General features: G+C 31.7%; 19 protein-coding genes and 1 pseudogene. 7 read left to right on the forward strand and 13 right to left on the reverse strand.

What is annotated here, in order from left to right; genetic code table 11:
- A partial coding sequence (locus HMPREF2737_RS08390; RefSeq protein ID WP_141745583.1) for an IS6 family transposase occupies positions 1–338 on the reverse strand: 338 nt, incomplete at its 3' end.
- Between the two features lie 159 nt (positions 339–497).
- Here HMPREF2737_RS08390 and HMPREF2737_RS08395 point away from each other — a divergent pair.
- Positions 498–1028 (forward strand): pentapeptide repeat-containing protein, encoded by a 531-nt coding sequence (locus tag HMPREF2737_RS08395; protein WP_037551702.1) that lies wholly within the window; start codon positions 498–500, stop codon positions 1026–1028.
- A gap of 121 nt (positions 1029–1149) precedes the next feature.
- Positions 1150–1689, forward strand: a complete 540-nt coding sequence (locus HMPREF2737_RS08400; RefSeq protein WP_037538433.1) for a hypothetical protein — start codon at positions 1150–1152, stop codon at positions 1687–1689.
- Positions 1690–1741: 52 nt separating this feature from the next.
- Here HMPREF2737_RS08400 and HMPREF2737_RS08405 read toward each other — a convergent pair whose 3' ends face one another.
- Positions 1742–3070: a sodium-dependent transporter gene (locus HMPREF2737_RS08405; protein ID WP_037551704.1), complete on the reverse strand. Its 1329-nt coding sequence runs from the start codon at positions 3068–3070 to the stop codon at positions 1742–1744.
- 149 nt (positions 3071–3219) lie between these two features.
- Between HMPREF2737_RS08405 and HMPREF2737_RS08410 the strand changes: the two genes are divergently transcribed.
- On the forward strand, positions 3220–3507 hold the full coding sequence (locus HMPREF2737_RS08410) for a hypothetical protein (protein WP_037551705.1): 288 nt from the start codon (positions 3220–3222) through the stop codon (positions 3505–3507).
- A 355-nt stretch (positions 3508–3862) separates the two neighbouring features.
- On the opposite strand, the gene HMPREF2737_RS08415 is transcribed toward HMPREF2737_RS08410, so the two are convergent.
- The 8 genes from HMPREF2737_RS08415 to HMPREF2737_RS08450 form a co-directional block, all read right to left on the reverse strand.
- Complete coding sequence (locus tag HMPREF2737_RS08415; RefSeq protein WP_037551707.1) at positions 3863–4111, reverse strand: hypothetical protein; 249 nt, start codon at positions 4109–4111, stop codon at positions 3863–3865.
- 14 nt (positions 4112–4125) lie between these two features.
- Positions 4126–4857: an alpha/beta hydrolase gene (locus HMPREF2737_RS08420; protein ID WP_037551708.1), complete on the reverse strand. Its 732-nt coding sequence runs from the start codon at positions 4855–4857 to the stop codon at positions 4126–4128.
- Positions 4858–4923: 66 nt separating this feature from the next.
- The gene (locus HMPREF2737_RS08425; RefSeq protein WP_070650057.1) at positions 4924–5781 is read right to left on the reverse strand and encodes a patatin-like phospholipase family protein; all 858 of its coding nucleotides are present in this window, start codon (positions 5779–5781) and stop codon (positions 4924–4926) included.
- A 32-nt stretch (positions 5782–5813) separates the two neighbouring features.
- A complete protein-coding gene (locus HMPREF2737_RS08430; protein WP_037551712.1) occupies positions 5814–6500 on the reverse strand; it encodes a phosphatase PAP2 family protein in 687 nt (228 codons plus the stop codon).
- A 59-nt stretch (positions 6501–6559) separates the two neighbouring features.
- A complete protein-coding gene (locus HMPREF2737_RS08435; protein ID WP_037551714.1) occupies positions 6560–7252 on the reverse strand; it encodes a GNAT family N-acetyltransferase in 693 nt (230 codons plus the stop codon).
- Between the two features lie 199 nt (positions 7253–7451).
- Entirely contained in the window at positions 7452–7814 is a 363-nt protein-coding gene (locus HMPREF2737_RS08440; protein ID WP_011276808.1) for a Na-translocating system protein MpsC family protein, read from the reverse strand.
- A gap of 69 nt (positions 7815–7883) precedes the next feature.
- Positions 7884–10454 (reverse strand): DUF2309 domain-containing protein, encoded by a 2571-nt coding sequence (locus HMPREF2737_RS08445; protein WP_037551716.1) that lies wholly within the window; start codon positions 10452–10454, stop codon positions 7884–7886.
- 15 nt (positions 10455–10469) lie between these two features.
- Positions 10470–11969, reverse strand: a complete 1500-nt coding sequence (locus tag HMPREF2737_RS08450; RefSeq protein WP_037551718.1) for an NADH dehydrogenase subunit 5 — start codon at positions 11967–11969, stop codon at positions 10470–10472.
- Positions 11970–12485: 516 nt separating this feature from the next.
- Here HMPREF2737_RS08450 and HMPREF2737_RS12025 point away from each other — a divergent pair.
- The 3 genes from HMPREF2737_RS12025 (at position 12486) to HMPREF2737_RS08460 (ending at position 13747) form a co-directional block, all read left to right on the forward strand.
- Positions 12486–12548 (forward strand): alpha family phenol-soluble modulin, encoded by a 63-nt coding sequence (locus HMPREF2737_RS12025; RefSeq protein ID WP_089046351.1) that lies wholly within the window; start codon positions 12486–12488, stop codon positions 12546–12548.
- A gap of 377 nt (positions 12549–12925) precedes the next feature.
- Entirely contained in the window at positions 12926–13285 is a 360-nt protein-coding gene (locus HMPREF2737_RS08455; RefSeq protein ID WP_037551719.1) for a DUF1304 domain-containing protein, read from the forward strand.
- A gap of 33 nt (positions 13286–13318) precedes the next feature.
- Positions 13319–13747, forward strand: a complete 429-nt coding sequence (locus HMPREF2737_RS08460) for a GNAT family N-acetyltransferase (protein WP_037551721.1) — start codon at positions 13319–13321, stop codon at positions 13745–13747.
- A gap of 6 nt (positions 13748–13753) precedes the next feature.
- On the opposite strand, the gene HMPREF2737_RS08465 is transcribed toward HMPREF2737_RS08460, so the two are convergent.
- Positions 13754–14185: a GNAT family N-acetyltransferase gene (locus HMPREF2737_RS08465; protein WP_176744063.1), complete on the reverse strand. Its 432-nt coding sequence runs from the start codon at positions 14183–14185 to the stop codon at positions 13754–13756.
- 508 nt (positions 14186–14693) lie between these two features.
- Between HMPREF2737_RS08465 and HMPREF2737_RS08470 the strand changes: the two genes are divergently transcribed.
- Positions 14694–15422: a hypothetical protein gene (locus HMPREF2737_RS08470; protein ID WP_037551722.1), complete on the forward strand. Its 729-nt coding sequence runs from the start codon at positions 14694–14696 to the stop codon at positions 15420–15422.
- A 646-nt stretch (positions 15423–16068) separates the two neighbouring features.
- Here HMPREF2737_RS08470 and HMPREF2737_RS08480 read toward each other — a convergent pair.
- A complete protein-coding gene (locus HMPREF2737_RS08480; RefSeq protein ID WP_037551726.1) occupies positions 16069–16977 on the reverse strand; it encodes a hypothetical protein in 909 nt (302 codons plus the stop codon).
- A gap of 333 nt (positions 16978–17310) precedes the next feature.
- Positions 17311–17618: pseudogene (locus tag HMPREF2737_RS08490) on the reverse strand (terminase small subunit); the annotation flags it as partial.

Consider the following 17618-nt stretch of genomic DNA (forward strand, 5'->3'; position numbering starts at 1 on the left):
TGCTTACGCAACCAAATATCTAATGTATGTCCCTTTGCATCAATGGCACGATATAAATAGTTCCATTTTCCTTTTATTTTGATGTACGTCTCATCAATACGCCATTTGTAATAAGCTTTTTTATGCTTTTTCTTCCAAATTTGATATAAAATTGGGGCATATTCTTGAACCCAACGGTAGACCGTTGAATGATGAACGTTTACACCACGTTCCCTTAATATTTCAGATATATCACGATAACTCAATGCATATCTTAGATAGTAGCCAACCGCTACAGTGATAACATCCTTGTTAAATTGTTTATATCTGAAATAGTCATATAAAAGACTCCATTTTATTAAAATTATACTATAAATTCAACTTTGCAACAGAACCTGATTATACATGTATCTAAGAACTCAATAACTATCGTTCAACTTAATACTCGTGTTACGATAATATCGATGCAAACGCAATAATTGATTATACGTATTAATAATACTTAAAGGAGAATCGTAATGACATCAAAAGCCGATTTATCTCTATCTGTGTTTACTAATGAACACTATAAAAGCAAAAAATATACCAATAGTACCTTTAGAAACGCTATGTACGACGATTTAGAAATTAATAAGAGTTATTTTAAAAACTGCGACTTTTCTGAGGGCATATTTAAAAATGTTCATACCGTGTCTAACACTAAATTAATTAATTGTGACTTTAGCAGTAGTATTTTTGTAAACATTAATTTCTTTAAAACTCTAATGAGTAAAGTAAACTACAGTGTAACTACATTCGATGATAGTCAATTCAACACACTAACTATAGAACAGACTTCCTTCAAAGACTGTAGCTTACGCAACGTCACTTTCAACGATGTTGTTTTAAAGAAAGTCGTGTTTGAAAATGTCGCATTAGATTTATGTAACCTAGATAATGTTAAAATTAAAGATTGTGTTTTTAAAAATGTTTCAATCAACAATTCAGCAATTTCTGAGAAAGTGATGAAAGAATTACGCAAACAAGACGTTCGTTTTGAAAACATGTAATCCTACTGTTTCCCATTTATATCATTTCCAACTTATCCCTTTTTAATATCAAAACTGATATGTTTTAGATGTAGTGTTAAAAGGAATAAAGAATCAAAGTATCTTAAGGGGGGAATGATTGATGTCTACACATGAAAATGATCACTATGAAGCGTTTGAATCGAGTCAACTTAACCGTGAAGATTTAATGGATTTAAGCGAGTTAAGACAACAAGTTGACGCATTTAAAACAAATAATAATGATTCAGAATTAAAAGAACATATTGCTTCAGAATTAATTAAGTGGAAAGAGTATGTACGAGATCAATATAGACCAGAAGATCCAGCTGAACAGTCAAGATTGTCTAATATTGCTGATAAAGTTCAAGGTGATATAGACTCAGCTTTTGAATATAATGATGGCTCAAAAATATTTGCTTTTTTAGAGGCTTCTTATCAAAGAAGTAAGGAAGATTTAGTGTACGGTCGTACGTTAATCCTTTTTTCTGAAAAAGATACAATAAAAAGAGCACTTTCATTCTTTGACTCTGATGAGGAAAACCATAAACTTGCTGACTTTATTGTTTCTAAAAATATTGAAATTGGTAAAGAAATCATGTCTGAAGATTATTTAGAGTTATTAGAAATTGAACGAGATTATATAAATGCTCGTTTCAAGTAGTAAAAAAGGTTAGCCACATATGTGTGACTAACCTTTTTATATTGTATGATCTTTAGAATAATTGAACGATAAACACGAGTATAATAACGACTGGCATGACGAATTTAATTAAAAGATACCATGGCGCAAAGAATTTAAACTTGTCGCGACCGAAACTTTCTTTTAAAGCTTCTTTATCTAATAATTGCCCTACTACTAATGTTGTCCCAAGTGCGCCTAAAGGCATTAAAATATTTGAAACTATGAAATCCATATTATCAAAAATAGTTCCTGCACCAAATTTAACAGCACTTAAACTACTAAATGATAGCGTAGCTGGAATACTAATAATTAATACCAATATACTTGCGATAAATGCTACAGATTTACGCTTAGAATTATCATTTTTAGTGAAATTAGATACGTTTAATTCTAATAGCGAAATAGACGAAGTTAATGCAGCAAATAAGAATAGGATTAAGAATATGAAATAAAACATAACGCCAAAGCCCATTTGACTAAATACTAATGGTAAAACTTTAAATAATAGCCCTGGCCCCTCCTGAGGTTCATATCCAAACGTTTTTAAAGCTGGGAATATGGCTAAACCAGCTAATACAGATACTAAAATATTCATAATTACTATTGAAATTGCTGATGACTTTATTGTCATTTCTTTTGGCGCATAACTTGCATAAGTAATCATCCCAGTTGTTCCCAATGATAACGTAAAGAATGACTGACCTAACGCAAATAGAATCCCTTCCATTGAAATATCTTCTAGACGTGGCTGTAGAATATAACGCACGCCGTCTATCGCGCCGTCTAAAGTTAAAGATTTGACTACCACGATAATTAAAAAGATAAATAATAGTGGCATCATTACTTTAGATGCTTTTTCTAACCCTTTTTCAACGCCTAACATGACGATAATCATTGTTAAAAAGATAAAAATCCCCTGACCAAGAACCGTTAGCCACGGATTACTAATAATTGCTTCAAAATTAATGTTTGTTAGTGTCGTTTTCTCAATGGATAACATTTGTAAAATGACATTACCGATATATATAATGATCCATCCACCAATAACACTATAAAATCCAAATAATATAAATACTGCTAAATTACCATTCCATCCAATAATATTTAGCCATTTCTTACCAGTTAACTTACTATATATTTGAGTAGTATAAGTACGTCCCATCTTACCTACTGTAAATTCCATAATTAATAGCGGTAACCCTACAAATATAGTAAAAATTAAGAATAAAAGTAAAAAAGCCCCACCACCATAAATGCCTGCCATGTACGGAAACTTCCACATTGCTCCTAGTCCTATTGCCGATCCCGCACTGGCTAAAATAAATCCGGTTGATGTCTTCCATTGTGACTCTTTGCTCAATCCATCCACTCCCTTTAACGCGTTAAAGCGTTTATGCGCTTAAGTAATACTTTAACACGTCTTTCTTATAAGTGCAATATACATAGATTTTTTATTTTTTATCTTTATAGTAAAATTTAACTAATATTGATTGCCTAAGAGGGTATATAATGAGTTTACTTCATAAAAGAATTAAAGCTAATTATTGGAAAGGCATAGAAGCTGTATGGGGCCACATTGTATTTATGGATGATGGATTTAGATTTACTCCTCCCTCATTTAACATTCAAGCTGATTCAGTCTTCGTACCTTATCAACATATTCAAGAAATTTCAAAAGTTAATACTTTATTCGTTGTCCCAAATGGTGTCAAAATAATTGATAAGGACAAAAATGTTCATAAAATAGTTGTTAATCAACGAGGAAAAATCATTAAATTTCTAAACGAAATGAAGTGATTCGTATTAGGTATAATGATATTCATTGTCTTATACTTACTTAAACTAAATTATCAATAGGAGCACAATATTTAAATTTATAGATCAAGTCGTTGTGCATTTTTTAGCATAAAAAAGAGCCTAGGACATAAATCAATGTTCAGGCTAAAATTACATATTGGCAGTAGTTGACTGAATTAAAAATGCATTCGTAACAAGCTTTTTATTTCTAGTCAATATTGCCTGGCAGGCGAGGCCCCAGCAAAGAGAATTTCTTAAAAAAATTCTCTTTGCTGGGGATACAACGAAATAAATTTTGGAAAATATTATTTCTGTCCTGCTCCCTCTATTTACATTAGTCACGCTAATAATTAAATTAACCATTAAAATCGTACATTACGTTTTGTCCCTCAGTAACTTCTTGAATACTCAAACTTTCAATATGATCAACATTGATATAATGAGATTGTTGGCCATCTTTTAAAAATAAATAAGCAAGTTCATCAAATTCATCAATAAGACGTTGAATACATGCACCTTTATCAGGACCATTTTGAAAAGTTTTAAATTCAGTATAATTTTTTCCAGATGTTGTTATATAAGTTAGTAAAAATGTACGTTTCATCACATTCGCTCCTCTCAATTAGTCATGAAAAATTCTGCAATTTGTGTTTCTACTTTATCACTGCCTTCACCATGCGTCATGAGATGCTTGCATAAAGGATGACTTGTTAAATCTTTATCTTCACTATTAATGTGCTCATAAATATAATGTGCACTATCTTGATAAGATTGTTCATCTTTTTCTCCATAAAGAATTCTCGCTGGTGTCTTGATATCGCCTAAATGCGCAGTAATATTGGAAATGAAATCTTTGAATACACGAACACTTGGGCGATAGTCCTCTATATGATTAAACTGTGCCTGTGAAACATCACTATCTAAATTCATTAACTCATTCATGCGCTGACCATAGCGTTCCATACGCCATACTATACCAGCTTCTTCTTTTTCACTTGGTGCTGACATAACTGCAATTTTCGCTACATCTACTGTTTCAGCTAATTTCAATGTGAATAATCCGCCCAATGATACCCCTGTTGCATAAATGGTTTCATACCCTTCATCTTTCAAGTATTGATAACCATTTAAGACATCATTCCACCAATCGTGAACAGTATATTGCGTAAACTGATCTAATGGTAATCCATGTCCTTTATAATTAGGTGCGTAACAGGTATAACCCTCTTGATTAAGTTTTTGTGCTAAGGGTTTCACATCACGAAGCGTTCCAGTAAATGAATGAAGCAATAAGACCGCTTCTTTACGTGTCCCCTTTAAATTAATTGGGCGTGGTGATTTTACTTTCATTCTTACTCTCTCCTTATTCTAAAATTAGCATATTATAATACTGCGCGTAGCCTTAAAATCTTCAAATCATTCAACCCACTCGCAAAATTCCAGATGAATACGTTGTGCAAGTAACTTTCCTTGCTCATAACCAGCATTGCCAATTTTTAGTATGTTATTGGGATTATAAATGTTATCTCCAATTTCAGCTCTACTCTTACTATCTGGACTAATTACTAAAACATGACTATGCTCGCTTAATAATTTCGCATCATCAAATGCACCTGGCATCATACCTAAACCATCTGCTATCGGCGCTAAAATAATAATATTGTCTGCACCTTTAGCTAACATAGCATTTGTCGGAGAAACCATACCTCCATCAATCCAATCACGATTGTTCAAACGTATATGTGGCCAAATGCCAGGTACTGCACCGCTCGCTGTCACGGCTTCCTCAAGTGTTACATTGCTATGTGAATGAAATGTAGCGACTTCTCCTGTCTTAGCATTCATAGCAGTAATTTCTAAATTATCATGCCACCCTACATCACCTAAACGTTGACGAATGGCTTGTTTACGTTTAGTTAAATCAACACGTGAAGGTCGCGTATATACAATATCACCCATCATTTGACCTACTTTAGTCGCATCATCACGTCCTACGATAAATGCATTCTGCCATAACCGATAAATATCTGAAGAAAGCTTCGCATGATCACTATCATCTCTTCGTTCATTTAGCTCATAGTAATATGTACGCATATCATAACCGTTAGCTAGTACTGCACCTACAAACGAACCTGCAGATGTGCCTATGATTCTATCTGCTAAATCTAAACCTACACCACTTTCAATCAATCCAGCTAACACGCCAGATTCCCAAGCAATTCCTGTAATTCCGCCTCCGCCAAGAACTAAAGTATGTTCCTTATCTTTTGACATTGCCATCTCCCCTTTGTAAAAAAGATATTGAACTATTTATTATTAGGCTTATTACGTAAATTAAGATAAAACAATGGTAATATCATTAAAAACAATGCTACCCAAATGATACCTAGTGTAACGCCTCCAACTACATCTGTAATATAATGCGCATGAAAATATAGTCGGCAACACAGCACACCTATCCAAATAATAATAGTGATAATACTGGCTATTATCCTTATTGCTTTGAATTTTATTAAAGGAATTAAAATAATTAACAATATTAAAGCAAGTAACGTACTTGCATTAGAATGCCCACTTGGAAATGAATATCCTTGGTCTCGCATCAAATGATTAAATGGACGTTGTCTCTCGATGAGTTGTTTAATTAAATAATTTAATAACGTACCACTCGTTATAGTTAACATTATCCAAATTGATAATTTATAATGTTTAAATAATAAAACAATTGCTAAAAATAGTGTGATATAGATAACTGACTTTACTTCTCCTATCTCAGCACAAAAAGCCATGAAATTATGCCAAATACCATCGCCGTATTTACGTTCCGGCTTACCAAAATAATCTGTCAGCCAATGTAAAGAACCTATATCGATATTTTGAACCAATAATGTATCGTGAATTACATTTATTGAAACAACGACAAAAATAATTAACCCGATCATGAACATAGGCACCGTCATCTTAGGTGAAATTCCACTTATTTGTTTATTCATACGCTCACCAGTCCCTAATTTCATTATTTTCAAAAATAATTAAACATGTATTTTACTTATTAAAAGTCATTTAAATGTTTAATTTGTTGTCCCTCCTGATCAAAATTAGATGGTTTAAGCCAGTGTTCAAATCTTGCTTTTACATCTGGCCACTCACTATCCAACATTGAGAACCAAGCAGTATCACGATTACGACCTTTACAAATATTAGATTGTCTAAATAATCCTTCATATGTAAATCCAAATCGTTGCGCAGCACGTTTGGAAGGTGCATTTAAGTTATCACATTTCCATTCATATCGTCTGTAGCCTAACGTTTCGAACACATATTTCGCTAACAAATATTGAGTTTCTGTAGCCACACGTGTTTTCTTTAACGTTTTAGAGTAGATAATATTGCCTACTTCTATAGACCCTTGTTCTGGATTTATACGCATTAATGCTAGAATACCTAAAGGTTTTTGTTGCACATTATCTAAAATCGTAAAGAAATATTTATCTTTACTATCAATAAGTTGTTTAATGTATTGTTCAAATTCGGTCTTAGAATCAAAAGGGCCCTCATAAAGATACGTCCAAATGCGTCTCGATTCAACATCACATAGAACGTCATATAAATCATTTATGTGTTCAATACTCAGCTTTGTTAGCCTTCCATAACTGCCCTCTAGCGTTTGTGCATCAGGAAAAGACGGCGTCACAAAATCATCTAATGCTTCTCCAATTGGTTGCTTAAACTCATTTACGCGCATCACTTTCAACTCCTAGATTCTCTTTGTGTAAATTGTACACTAATCCAATAAAATAATCTCTTAATTAGAAATGTTTAAATATAAATGGATAATTCATTAATTAAAACGCTTATACGTAAAAGCACCCTACAAAGTCAGCATAATAATCTAACTTTTAGGGTGCCTCTTTAAAATTGTATTAACATTAACGACATTGAGTTTAAAGTTGCTTTTCCAAATTAGTATCAAGTTTAAATACAATCACTCGTTCGCCTGTAATCGTACTTAAATCACTATGGAAACTACTCACACTGACGCCAGTAATATCTAAGATTAGTTGCATCAAATCATCTTGTCCTGACTCCACAAGTTCCGAACGCGTACGTTTAATGTTAAGTAGGCCTTCTTGTGTCTTGCATACTCGATATTCTGCAGGAGTTAATACGCCTTGTAAGTTGACGATAATCATATCGCGTAGTATATCAGTTTTTACTGAAAGCGAGCCACGTCCGAGAAAATCCTTTTCCCATTGTGTAATCGCCTTACTAATCTCTGCCTCATAAGCACCTTTAGATTTAGCCATGATTAATCATTTATCTCCTATTAATTGATTAACCTTATTTTATCACTTTTCCCGAAAAAACCGAACTCTCTACCAGTCTTTCCAACTACCATTCTCATCAATACTTGCCAAACGTACCCATTGATTATCAACTTTCTGTTTGAATTTAATATTATTCTCAAGTAAGTCTTTAATATATTGATCTGGCGCTTGGATAACAACTAACAATCGAATTGGCGAATGATAAATTTTGTTATCTGCAGCCATAACTGATTGCCAAGGTAACCCAGCCAATAAGTCACTTGAATTACCTTGCATAACGCCAACACCAGATGTTACTGATTGGGTAGTCTTATTTCCGCTTCCATAAAAATGTGGTGCAACAGTCGACGCGTAATATTGTAGATTAATCCACTGTGCTACTAAAGCTGGACCCGAAATAATTGTATTTAATAATTGCCCATCAGTGTCTTTCTTCCAATCATAATTATGTAAGAAAGCTCGTCCTTCTAAGTTGGTACCTGCAGTAATATTACGCTGACCAATAATAAATTCTGCATTACGAGCTAAGCCCCATTCTGGACGGATTTCACTCCAGTCATTCGCAAAACGATGCGCTTCTGCAACCGGGTCTTTCAAATTATCTTGATCTAAGCCAGGAAGATTAGCGAGACGTTCCGAATTCGCTTTATAACTTATACGTGGCATAGCTTCATTTAACATATCCAAAGCATTTTGAGCTTCCTTAGTTAATTCTGGCATATAAATAAATTCTAATTCATCGATAGACGTCTTATGCTCTGCAGCAACAAAGACGGTTGAGTCAGGAATCACTATACCCTCATTTTTTAAAGCTTTACGTACATGTGGTAAATTACACATCATTGCCAATAGCTTAGCATTGAATCCACTTGACGCGCCTCCACAAGCGCCACATTCTAACGAAGCATGATAAGGATTGTTATTGGACACACTTCCATGACCACCTAATACAATTAAAGGTGCAAAGTTTGTCGTTAAATCCATCAACTGTAATGCCTGTCTTGTGAAAGCAACTTGTTCTTCTTCAGTAAATCCTATTGGTAAATCACTATAAATTTCATGCTCACGATCTATTGTTAATTTAGCTTCAGGTTTCTTCAACCAATTCTTCGTAAAATTACGAACAAAGTGGCCTGTCTTCTTCGGCATTAATGTACTCGCTATCGTATTTAAGCTTAAAAATGATCCGCTTAATTCTGGTAATAGTAGACTCGGTAAGACATTATGTTTCATCAATTTGAATGTATAAAACATGGATGTAACCGAATGTTGTTGTTGGTTATACGTATTTAAATCATGGCGATCGGCATACTCTTTAATGGCATAGGCTGGTGGTACCATGACAGGTAATGAATTATGCGTAAATTGTTCATCTAACACTTCTTTTCTAATTGGAAGGCCAAAGAACCCTGCAATACCTATCGTCTCAAACGGTCCTTCACTCTCTAAATGACGACGAAAAGGCTCTGAACGCACATCAATGCAAAAAGCTAATTGGACTTGAGTTTCTTGCTCTACTGGTTTAACAGATTTATCATAAATCGCTTCGACTAACTCACGTTCATGTGTTTCTTCCCACGCTTCAAGCCATAATTTTTTGAAATAGAGTGGGTTAAAATCGTGAGCAAACCTTAAATGTTCCAGTTGGTCTTCTATAGACATTGAGGCCCAATCATCAATTGACATCTCTCCATAATATAACCATTTACTTACAAGTTCTTTGATTCGTCTTTCAACATTTAAGACTGCCGGACGGCTCATTTTTTCAGTATCTAGTAAAATACACTCCATCGTTAATCTTATAGCAAGATACTGTGTTAACAAATCCGCTTCATGTTCATGTTGTTCAGCACGGTAGTACATCATGCCTGCCCAACCTGGTAATGATAGGAAATGACCTGTTAAATATGATTCACGTTCATCTTCAGCTATATCTAAATGATTTAATGCCATGATTAAAGCCTCTCTATAATCTTGAGGCAATGTCTTAATCATTTTACGTTGTGTTTTAGTAAGCATTGGATCATGTTGTGCTAAATGTAGCCAAGAAATATAGAATCCTTCTTCTCTTTTAGGCATAGTCCAACTTGATTGGAAATTATCTAAATATAATTTGGACCACTTAATAATATGTGTATTAAGTTCATCCATTAAAGATTCACCTTTAGCATTAAATGCATTCGCACTTTTTGATCGTGCATATTTAAAAGGCTCATTTTCAAACACACGTTTGAGCTTAGATACTTCAATCTTTAAGTATGCTTCTTTAGTAATTAGGTTTGTAGGCAAATCTTTGATGCACATCGCATTTTTACAATAAATATCTATATGTGATTTTGGCACTGAAGTGTCGTAGTCTTTAATAGCTTGTTGTACTTCTGTTTCTACAAGTTTCTGGTCTATCTCGCCATTTTCTAAAGCAGTCATCACTGACGCATGACTTGGGTATAAACCTATATCACGAACATGTTTAAACCATTGAGCTACTTGATCAAACGTTTCATGTTCCATTTCTTCCCATGGATTACGTGCTGCAAAGATAGATATAGGAGATAGTGGTGTAATCACACGACGTGCCGATTTAACTGTTTCTTCTATGTTATGTTTAGTTATTGTCATGTTAGATTTCACCTCTTATAAATAATTCTTTAAGTAGTTCGGATGACTTTCAACCGATTTAAATTTTGCTTCTCCAATTTTTACAAGCCATAAATATACTTTAGCGAAAGCTGTTGATGAACGACGACGTGCTACCCAAATGCTAAAGATACTACCTAATACTAGAATGGCCACACAAATGATAACGCTAATTAATGGTGGATGTGGCGTTACCATATATACACTATTTAAAATATTAACAAATACTTCATGTGTCACAACGTAAACGAGTGCCACAATGATAAGCATCGCAATACCAATTACTCTTCCCATCATACCTCTATTTAGTGCAACCATTTGATTCCATGATACAGATAATGACCATGCTAGGATAAAGGCGCTAATTAATGTGTAAGGTGTATGCGAACTTGTTAAAAAGAAGATAATAGCAATAACAACGGCTAATGTTCTTCCTAATACTGTCCAAGCATAAGAACGCTTAACATTTGGTGGTGTCGGAATATTAAAGCGTTTAACAATTGACCCTGATTGTAAAAATAGTGTTGCTTTAAATACGCCATGTAAAATCAAGTGAATAATCGCAGCAGAATAAACACCCAAAGCACATTGCACAAGCATGAAACCCATTTGACTCATTGTTGAACCAACAAGTTGTCTTTTGTAGTCAACATGCACTAAACTAATTCCTGATCCAATAAGTACTGAAATACTTGAAATAATAAGTAATAACGTTAATGCAATATTATTATCAAATACTGGTGAAAAACGCGTTAAAATAATACCACCAGCATTTACAATACCAGCATGCATAATTGCAGATACGGGTGTTGGTGCTACAACAGACTCAATTAACCAACTTTGAAATGGATATTGTGCTGCTGGGATAATAACAGCAATAACAAGTAATAAATCTACAATTAATTTCAGTCCATAACTCATTGAAACATCGTAATCTTGTGATGGATCGATAACCCAATCGCCAGTACCGATGAAAAATACAACTACAGCTAATAATAAAGCAACCCATCCAATGATAAATGAACGCGCAGATACTTTTGCTGCTTCAGCCGGCACTTTCCAAGAACGGTTTAGTCGTATAAGTTGTGTTAGACAAAATAATGTTAGTCCCCAACAAATAACCATCAAGCGTAAATCATTACTTAACCAGCCAATAGACGCAAATACTGTTGTAAATGTGTATAACGGGAAGTATTTACGATAATTACGATCGCCTAATAAGTAACGTGCAGAAAATTTCTGAATAATAAAACCTAAAGCTAATACAAAAGCACCTACTAACCAAGCTAGTTTATCTAGAGCAAAGATACCTATAACTTCTCTGCCATTAATAGTAATTAATCCAATTACTCCTACAATGACAGGTAATAGAAGTAAAGTTAAATGTAAACGTATGTATTTTACAGGAACCGATGGCACTAAAAAAATCAAGCCACTTAACACTGCAATGACAAGCGTTACGAAAAATAATGTTAGTAAAAAACCAGAACTTAACATTGCCGCTCCTCCATGTCTTCAATCTATTTCAACAAAAAGTTCCCTTATACTATTAACAATATAAGAAAAAACCTACAATAGTCTAGTTTTATCCTTAGGTATCAGATATTTACTAACTATTGTAGGTTTCTATGAGAACTCATTTACTTAATATGTAAAAATGCTTTTTCAAGCTACCTAATATGTATGGTTGAACATATGCCTTATCCTTCAAATGAACAATGGATATTGAAAATCCTTGCACAAATGCTTGATAAACACCTATGTAAAAATCAACGTAATACATACAATATATGAAAATATTGCTGAAAAGTCAATATATTATATTAATTAGAAGTTCTTTCATACATTTAATAACACGTTACTCTTCAATCTTTCAGATAGGCATGATTTATCGTATTAAGTTGTCTGAAATCTAACGAATACGAAACGCTTTCATTGAGTTAAGAATTATCAAACACATCCTCTCAAAGTCACGATATACTTTATTTAACATTTAATAAGGAGGTACTCAAAATGGGAATCATTTCTGGTATTATTGAACTTGTTAAATTCATCATCGACTTAACTAAAAAATAAGTCTCGCATTACGCACGTAAACATTCCATATAAAAAAGAGTGAAATCGGATGATTTCACTCTTTTTTTATGCCTATAAACAAAACGCTCAATCCCTATATATATATAAAGATTGAACGTCAGTGGATAAAATGAATTTATTTGTTTAACTATAAAGTAACATATTTTAACGGTCGTGCATGTAACAATTTTGTGAAAACGCTTAAAAATATTTCGAAAATTTTCTCAAAAGCTTAAAATAAGTTAATATTTAGTGAATTTTTCTTATTAAAACTTCTATTTCACACAAATGCTACTAAAATTAGGGTAATAATCAAATAAGTAATAGAGACGCACATAAAAATACAATTTATATTTTACAAAAAAGGACTGATTTAAATTCATATACTATCCATAATACTCATTTTACTTGTAGCGATTGAATTTCTATTTATTATGTATTTAGAGACCATAGCAACGACCTCCGATAGAACGAGCAAAGTCTTCGGTATTACTGTCAGTCAACTCAATAATAAAAACATAAATACCCTACTTAAGAACCAAGGAGTGTATAATGGCTTGATTGGTTTACTTCTAATTTATGGTCTTTTTTTCAGTAGTGCTCCTAAACAACTATGCATTCCAATTCTAATTTACACCATTATAGTAGCTATTTACGGTGGCTTAACGAGTCATATTAGTATTTTCCTTAAACAAGGAACCCTTCCAATTCTTGCTTTAATCTCTTTATTACTTTAGTTATCTACTAAACAAGCAAAGTTGGTGTCTGCTATGATAGAACATTTAAAAAAGAAAAATCGTAAAACTATAAAAGTATTAGGAAACATTTGGCTTAATGCAAATTTAGATACACATACCTTTATTGATAGTTTCTACTGGATAGACAACTATAGTAATGTGCTTGATTCACTTCAAGATGCCGATGTTTATGTGTATAAGGCAAATGAACAAATAGTTGCTTTCTGTGGCTTAAGAGATAATTATATAGCCGGATTGTTTGTGAAAGAAGAATATCGTAATAAAGGTATAGGTCATGCCCTCATCAAACATTTACAATCAGAATACAATCATTTATCTTTAAAAGTATTTGAACAAAATAATAGAGCTGTTCATTTTTATGAAAGTTTAGGATTTATAAAAATGGAGCCCAGTGTTGACAAAACAAACCATACAAACTTACTAATGCAATGGAAGAAATAAAACAGTTTACAATTTAAGATGTATGATTGGATAATCCCTACCCTGTCCATCTTTTGCAGATTCATCATATTTTTTGAATCCATTTTTAAGGTAAAATGACAAGGCATTGGGATTATCTTTATTTACATCCACATATTGAACCTTATGCTCTTGAATTAAAATTTGTAGTATTTCCGTGCCATAACCCTGTTTAAAGTATTTAGGATCTAAAAATAGCATTTCCAAATTAGCGTCATTAGTCCCTGAAAATCCAATGATATCATCACCATCAAACCACAAATATGCCTCAACATGCGGGAAGTATGTTGGGATTTCCTTTTTAAGTTCTACTCTATCTTTCTCTTTTAAAAAGTCATGTGTAGCAATAACTGAACGCTCCCAAATAGCCAATGCCTTAGGATAATCCTTTTCTTGAAGCTCGATTTTACTTAGTTTCATTTTATAACCTCACATAATAAAAAGGTTAGAAACCCTATCAAAAAGTGTTTCTAACCTATAATTATTTATTGTCCTCTATTCCCACTCAATCGTAAGTTTTATTTTATACAACATCATAATCTTTCAAAAGCTCTTTATATCAGTGCTTATAACTATATATTCTGAGAAATATATTCATACCTTTGCCCTTATTATCAAAAATATGCCCTTTTTCTGCCCTTTTTAATCACCGTGTAAGTATGTAATAACAAATGATTATGAATGCTTATTTAAGTCGCTATAACTATTGTCATATCAATGTTTACATTGTCTGTCAGGTTGTGTGTAAAATGTTAAAATTGGAAAATAAGATGTATTTGTGGCAATAAATAAGTTTGACAAAATTTATTTTCATACATTTTTGCCTTATATTTTAAAATTGTACCCTTATATATATATTTCTTATAATTTTAAAATATCGAGTATGTTACTATACTTACAACATTAATTTATAAGGAGCGTCATTTGTATGGCCAAATGTAAAAGTCAAAAAAAATGTCCTAAATGTAAAAGTAATAATGTACAAATAATTGCTGATTTAAGTAGTTACTTCTTAAACAGAATTATTTTTATATTAATTATCTTTCTATATTTATTTAATATACAGTATCTTGAAAATCATATCTTTAATACCTTGTTATTGATAATAATTTGGGTCTCATATGTGTATATTTTTTCCCATTCAACTATATATATACATTGCAAAAACTGTGAAGAAAATTTTAATTTTAAATTCTTTTATAAAATCAAAGATAAAGATCCAGATTCAAATAATTCTTTTAGTATCATTACTAGAGCTGCTCTATTTCAGATGATTTTTTGTGCTGTTATTTCTTTAATTATCTTTATAATTATAAACTTTGATATTCCTTTAAAAGAAAACACTAAAAGTATAGTATACTTAATCGCCACTGTTGTAATATCAACAACATATATTATAATTTCTACGATTGATATGGAAGATTGGATATCAAGAAGTACAAAGTTAAAAAAAGAAGATATAGATTTTAATAAAGTTTATGATACATTGGCTAAATTATCTGGATTATTAACTACCTTCTATACCTTTATGTACACTAAATTAAGTGGTAATAACTACTTTGAACTAAATCAATTTTTATACATGAACGTTATTTTATTTACCTTATCATTCAGCAATTTCGTGCTAGAATACATTACTCACAAATCAAATCTCTAATGGCAATACGATATTTTTTATACTTAGAAAAACATTATTTAAAACTATTTATTTTTATTTAAATTAATAAGTCTTATATTTCTCACTGCAACACAGGACGTTTCTCAGCATAAATAAACACCGCTACCTATATGAAATAGTGATGCTTTTAGAGTTTATTCAATAACAACCTTATATCAAAATTTATTTAATAGTCTTAGAAATAGAAACTGTTACAAATAAGAAATTTCTTATTAATTTAAAAATCGAAGAACTTATAATTGAATACCAAATAATAAACCAAAAGTTATGTATTTTAATATCGTATAAACTACAAAAGTACAACACTAATGTGTAGATAGATAGCAATAAGAACATTTCCGTATTTAACATAATATTTTCAATCAACTTCTTTTCCGTATCTAACCTTTCAAATAATTTTGCTTTATCATTTAAAAGTGGAAAAAGTGTAACAGAAAAAAATAAAAATGCCGTTGTCAAAGAAGAGAAAGATATAATTGTTTCTAATAAATCGCTATATTTATCTTCATTTTGAATATTAGAAAATTGAATGTTCAAAATGAGTAATATAATGATTAGAATTATAAAAAATAAAACAATATCTATGTTCCTTTTAAACATATAATCACAACCCTTAATCAATTTATTAAAGAATGTCTTTTTGAATAATTTTCAAATTATCTCTATAGGCTTTTTTTATCGATTTAATCATAGCATTAATTGTTATTTTATTATTGCTATTTAATTCTACATTATCGTCAATATATATTAATCGATTGGCAATAAGATCAATAATTTGTTCGTGGCCATCATTTTCACCTTTAACGACCATTTTCTTAACTTCTTTTGTTTCATCTTTTGCTAGTATATTTTTTATTTGTTTTAATGTTTCTGGAATACTCAGTGAACTTGATTTATATGTTACTTTCATCGAATCTGCATTTAGTTTATCAATCATTTTTTTATCTCTCTGTGTTGATTGATTTTTATTTTTCATTTTGTTTACATCTACTATTCTAGAAATATTAAACTCAACTTCTTTTATATCATCAATGTCTTTTAAATTTTCAATTTCTGTATTATTTATAGCGATGTTCATTTTAGCCCCTTTTTTCTTAACAGTTTTATAAAAAAACCGTTTAAAATCGGATTGAGAAATTCCACCTTTGTTAGATGGAATAATCACTATTCCTGATTTAGGACAAAATAACACTACGGTGTCAACTGTTAAACCTTGTTCTGGTTCATCGCCATATTCTGATCTACCATCTTTTACTCTTTTTTTTATTTCATTTATAACTGCAATTTTGGTTGTAACTGTTTTTGACAAACAAAAGACCCATACTTCATTATTATCGTACTCATATTTTTCAATATAGTTAAATCCAATATGAGTATCCTTTTTACATTCTATAAAATCGAAGTCCTCATTTTCTTCAAATTCTTTCAGAGATTTTTCTAAATATTCATTCATTCTTTCATAATTTTTTTCAACCTTATCTTTAAATTCATAAGTTAAAACAAAAAAATCATATTTTTTGGTAACTGTATTCATTTTCCCCGTAACCTCTTTCATGTGTAGTTTTTTATATTATTATATATTTAGTTGTACAAAATAAAAAGATAATATCTAAAAAAAGCAACTAATATCGGGGAATGATACTAGTTGCAACTACACAATATCATTATACTATAAATTGGTACCTGGTACTAATTTGTTGCTCCTCAAATCTCCCTATGTCATCAATAAATGTAGGTACTACCATGCTCACATCCACCTTATCCGTCATTAAATCAGTATAAGTAATAACAGTATTTTCACTAATGCTCATAGCCCTATTAAACATATCATTTACATTAATTTGTTCTATCTTAGAACACATGGTTATCAGTCCTCATCTGGAATATCATTAATGATCATTGTTCTATTAGGGTGTTGTTCATGTATTTCATCTAATGCTTTCCGTTTTTCTTCTTCCTCATCTTCTGGCCATTCACCTATATTAATTAAAATTGGTGTATCCGTAGCTAACTCTTGCTTATCGGTAAATAGCTTATGATGCTTACCTAGCATATCTCTAGCACGTAAACGGTCACTAGGCTTAATCGGTACTTCCACCATTTCTACATGCTCATTGTACACTAAGTTCATTTTGTCGGTATCTGGGTTGCGTTGAAATTCCCCACGCTTAACAA

The sequence above is a fragment of the Staphylococcus sp. HMSC069D12 genome (assembly GCF_001810405.1).
Lineage (GTDB): Bacteria > Bacillota > Bacilli > Staphylococcales > Staphylococcaceae > Staphylococcus > Staphylococcus haemolyticus.

Bases quoted from the DNA above. Each gene is read 5' to 3' on its own strand.
- HMPREF2737_RS08435 (WP_037551714.1), bottom strand. From the start codon at position 7,252: ATGCGCGTAAATGAGTTTAAGCAACCAATTGGAGAAGCATTAGATGAT.
- HMPREF2737_RS08465 (WP_176744063.1), bottom strand. From the start codon at position 14,185: ATGAAACTAAGTAAAATCGAGCTTCAAGAAAAGGATTATCCTAAGGCA.
- HMPREF2737_RS08460 (WP_037551721.1), top strand. From the start codon at position 13,319: ATGATAGAACATTTAAAAAAGAAAAATCGTAAAACTATAAAAGTATTA.
- HMPREF2737_RS08415 (WP_037551707.1), bottom strand. From the start codon at position 4,111: ATGAAACGTACATTTTTACTAACTTATATAACAACATCTGGAAAAAAT.
- HMPREF2737_RS08420 (WP_037551708.1), bottom strand. From the start codon at position 4,857: ATGAAAGTAAAATCACCACGCCCAATTAATTTAAAGGGGACACGTAAA.
- HMPREF2737_RS08480 (WP_037551726.1), bottom strand. From the start codon at position 16,977: ATGAATACAGTTACCAAAAAATATGATTTTTTTGTTTTAACTTATGAA.
- HMPREF2737_RS08445 (WP_037551716.1), bottom strand. From the start codon at position 10,454: ATGACAATAACTAAACATAACATAGAAGAAACAGTTAAATCGGCACGT.
- HMPREF2737_RS08395 (WP_037551702.1), top strand. From the start codon at position 498: ATGACATCAAAAGCCGATTTATCTCTATCTGTGTTTACTAATGAACAC.
- HMPREF2737_RS08430 (WP_037551712.1), bottom strand. From the start codon at position 6,500: ATGAATAAACAAATAAGTGGAATTTCACCTAAGATGACGGTGCCTATG.
- HMPREF2737_RS08400 (WP_037538433.1), top strand. From the start codon at position 1,150: ATGTCTACACATGAAAATGATCACTATGAAGCGTTTGAATCGAGTCAA.
- HMPREF2737_RS08440 (WP_011276808.1), bottom strand. From the start codon at position 7,814: ATGGCTAAATCTAAAGGTGCTTATGAGGCAGAGATTAGTAAGGCGATT.
- HMPREF2737_RS08425 (WP_070650057.1), bottom strand. From the start codon at position 5,781: ATGTCAAAAGATAAGGAACATACTTTAGTTCTTGGCGGAGGCGGAATT.
- HMPREF2737_RS08450 (WP_037551718.1), bottom strand. From the start codon at position 11,969: ATGTTAAGTTCTGGTTTTTTACTAACATTATTTTTCGTAACGCTTGTC.
- HMPREF2737_RS08410 (WP_037551705.1), top strand. From the start codon at position 3,220: ATGAGTTTACTTCATAAAAGAATTAAAGCTAATTATTGGAAAGGCATA.
- HMPREF2737_RS08470 (WP_037551722.1), top strand. From the start codon at position 14,694: ATGGCCAAATGTAAAAGTCAAAAAAAATGTCCTAAATGTAAAAGTAAT.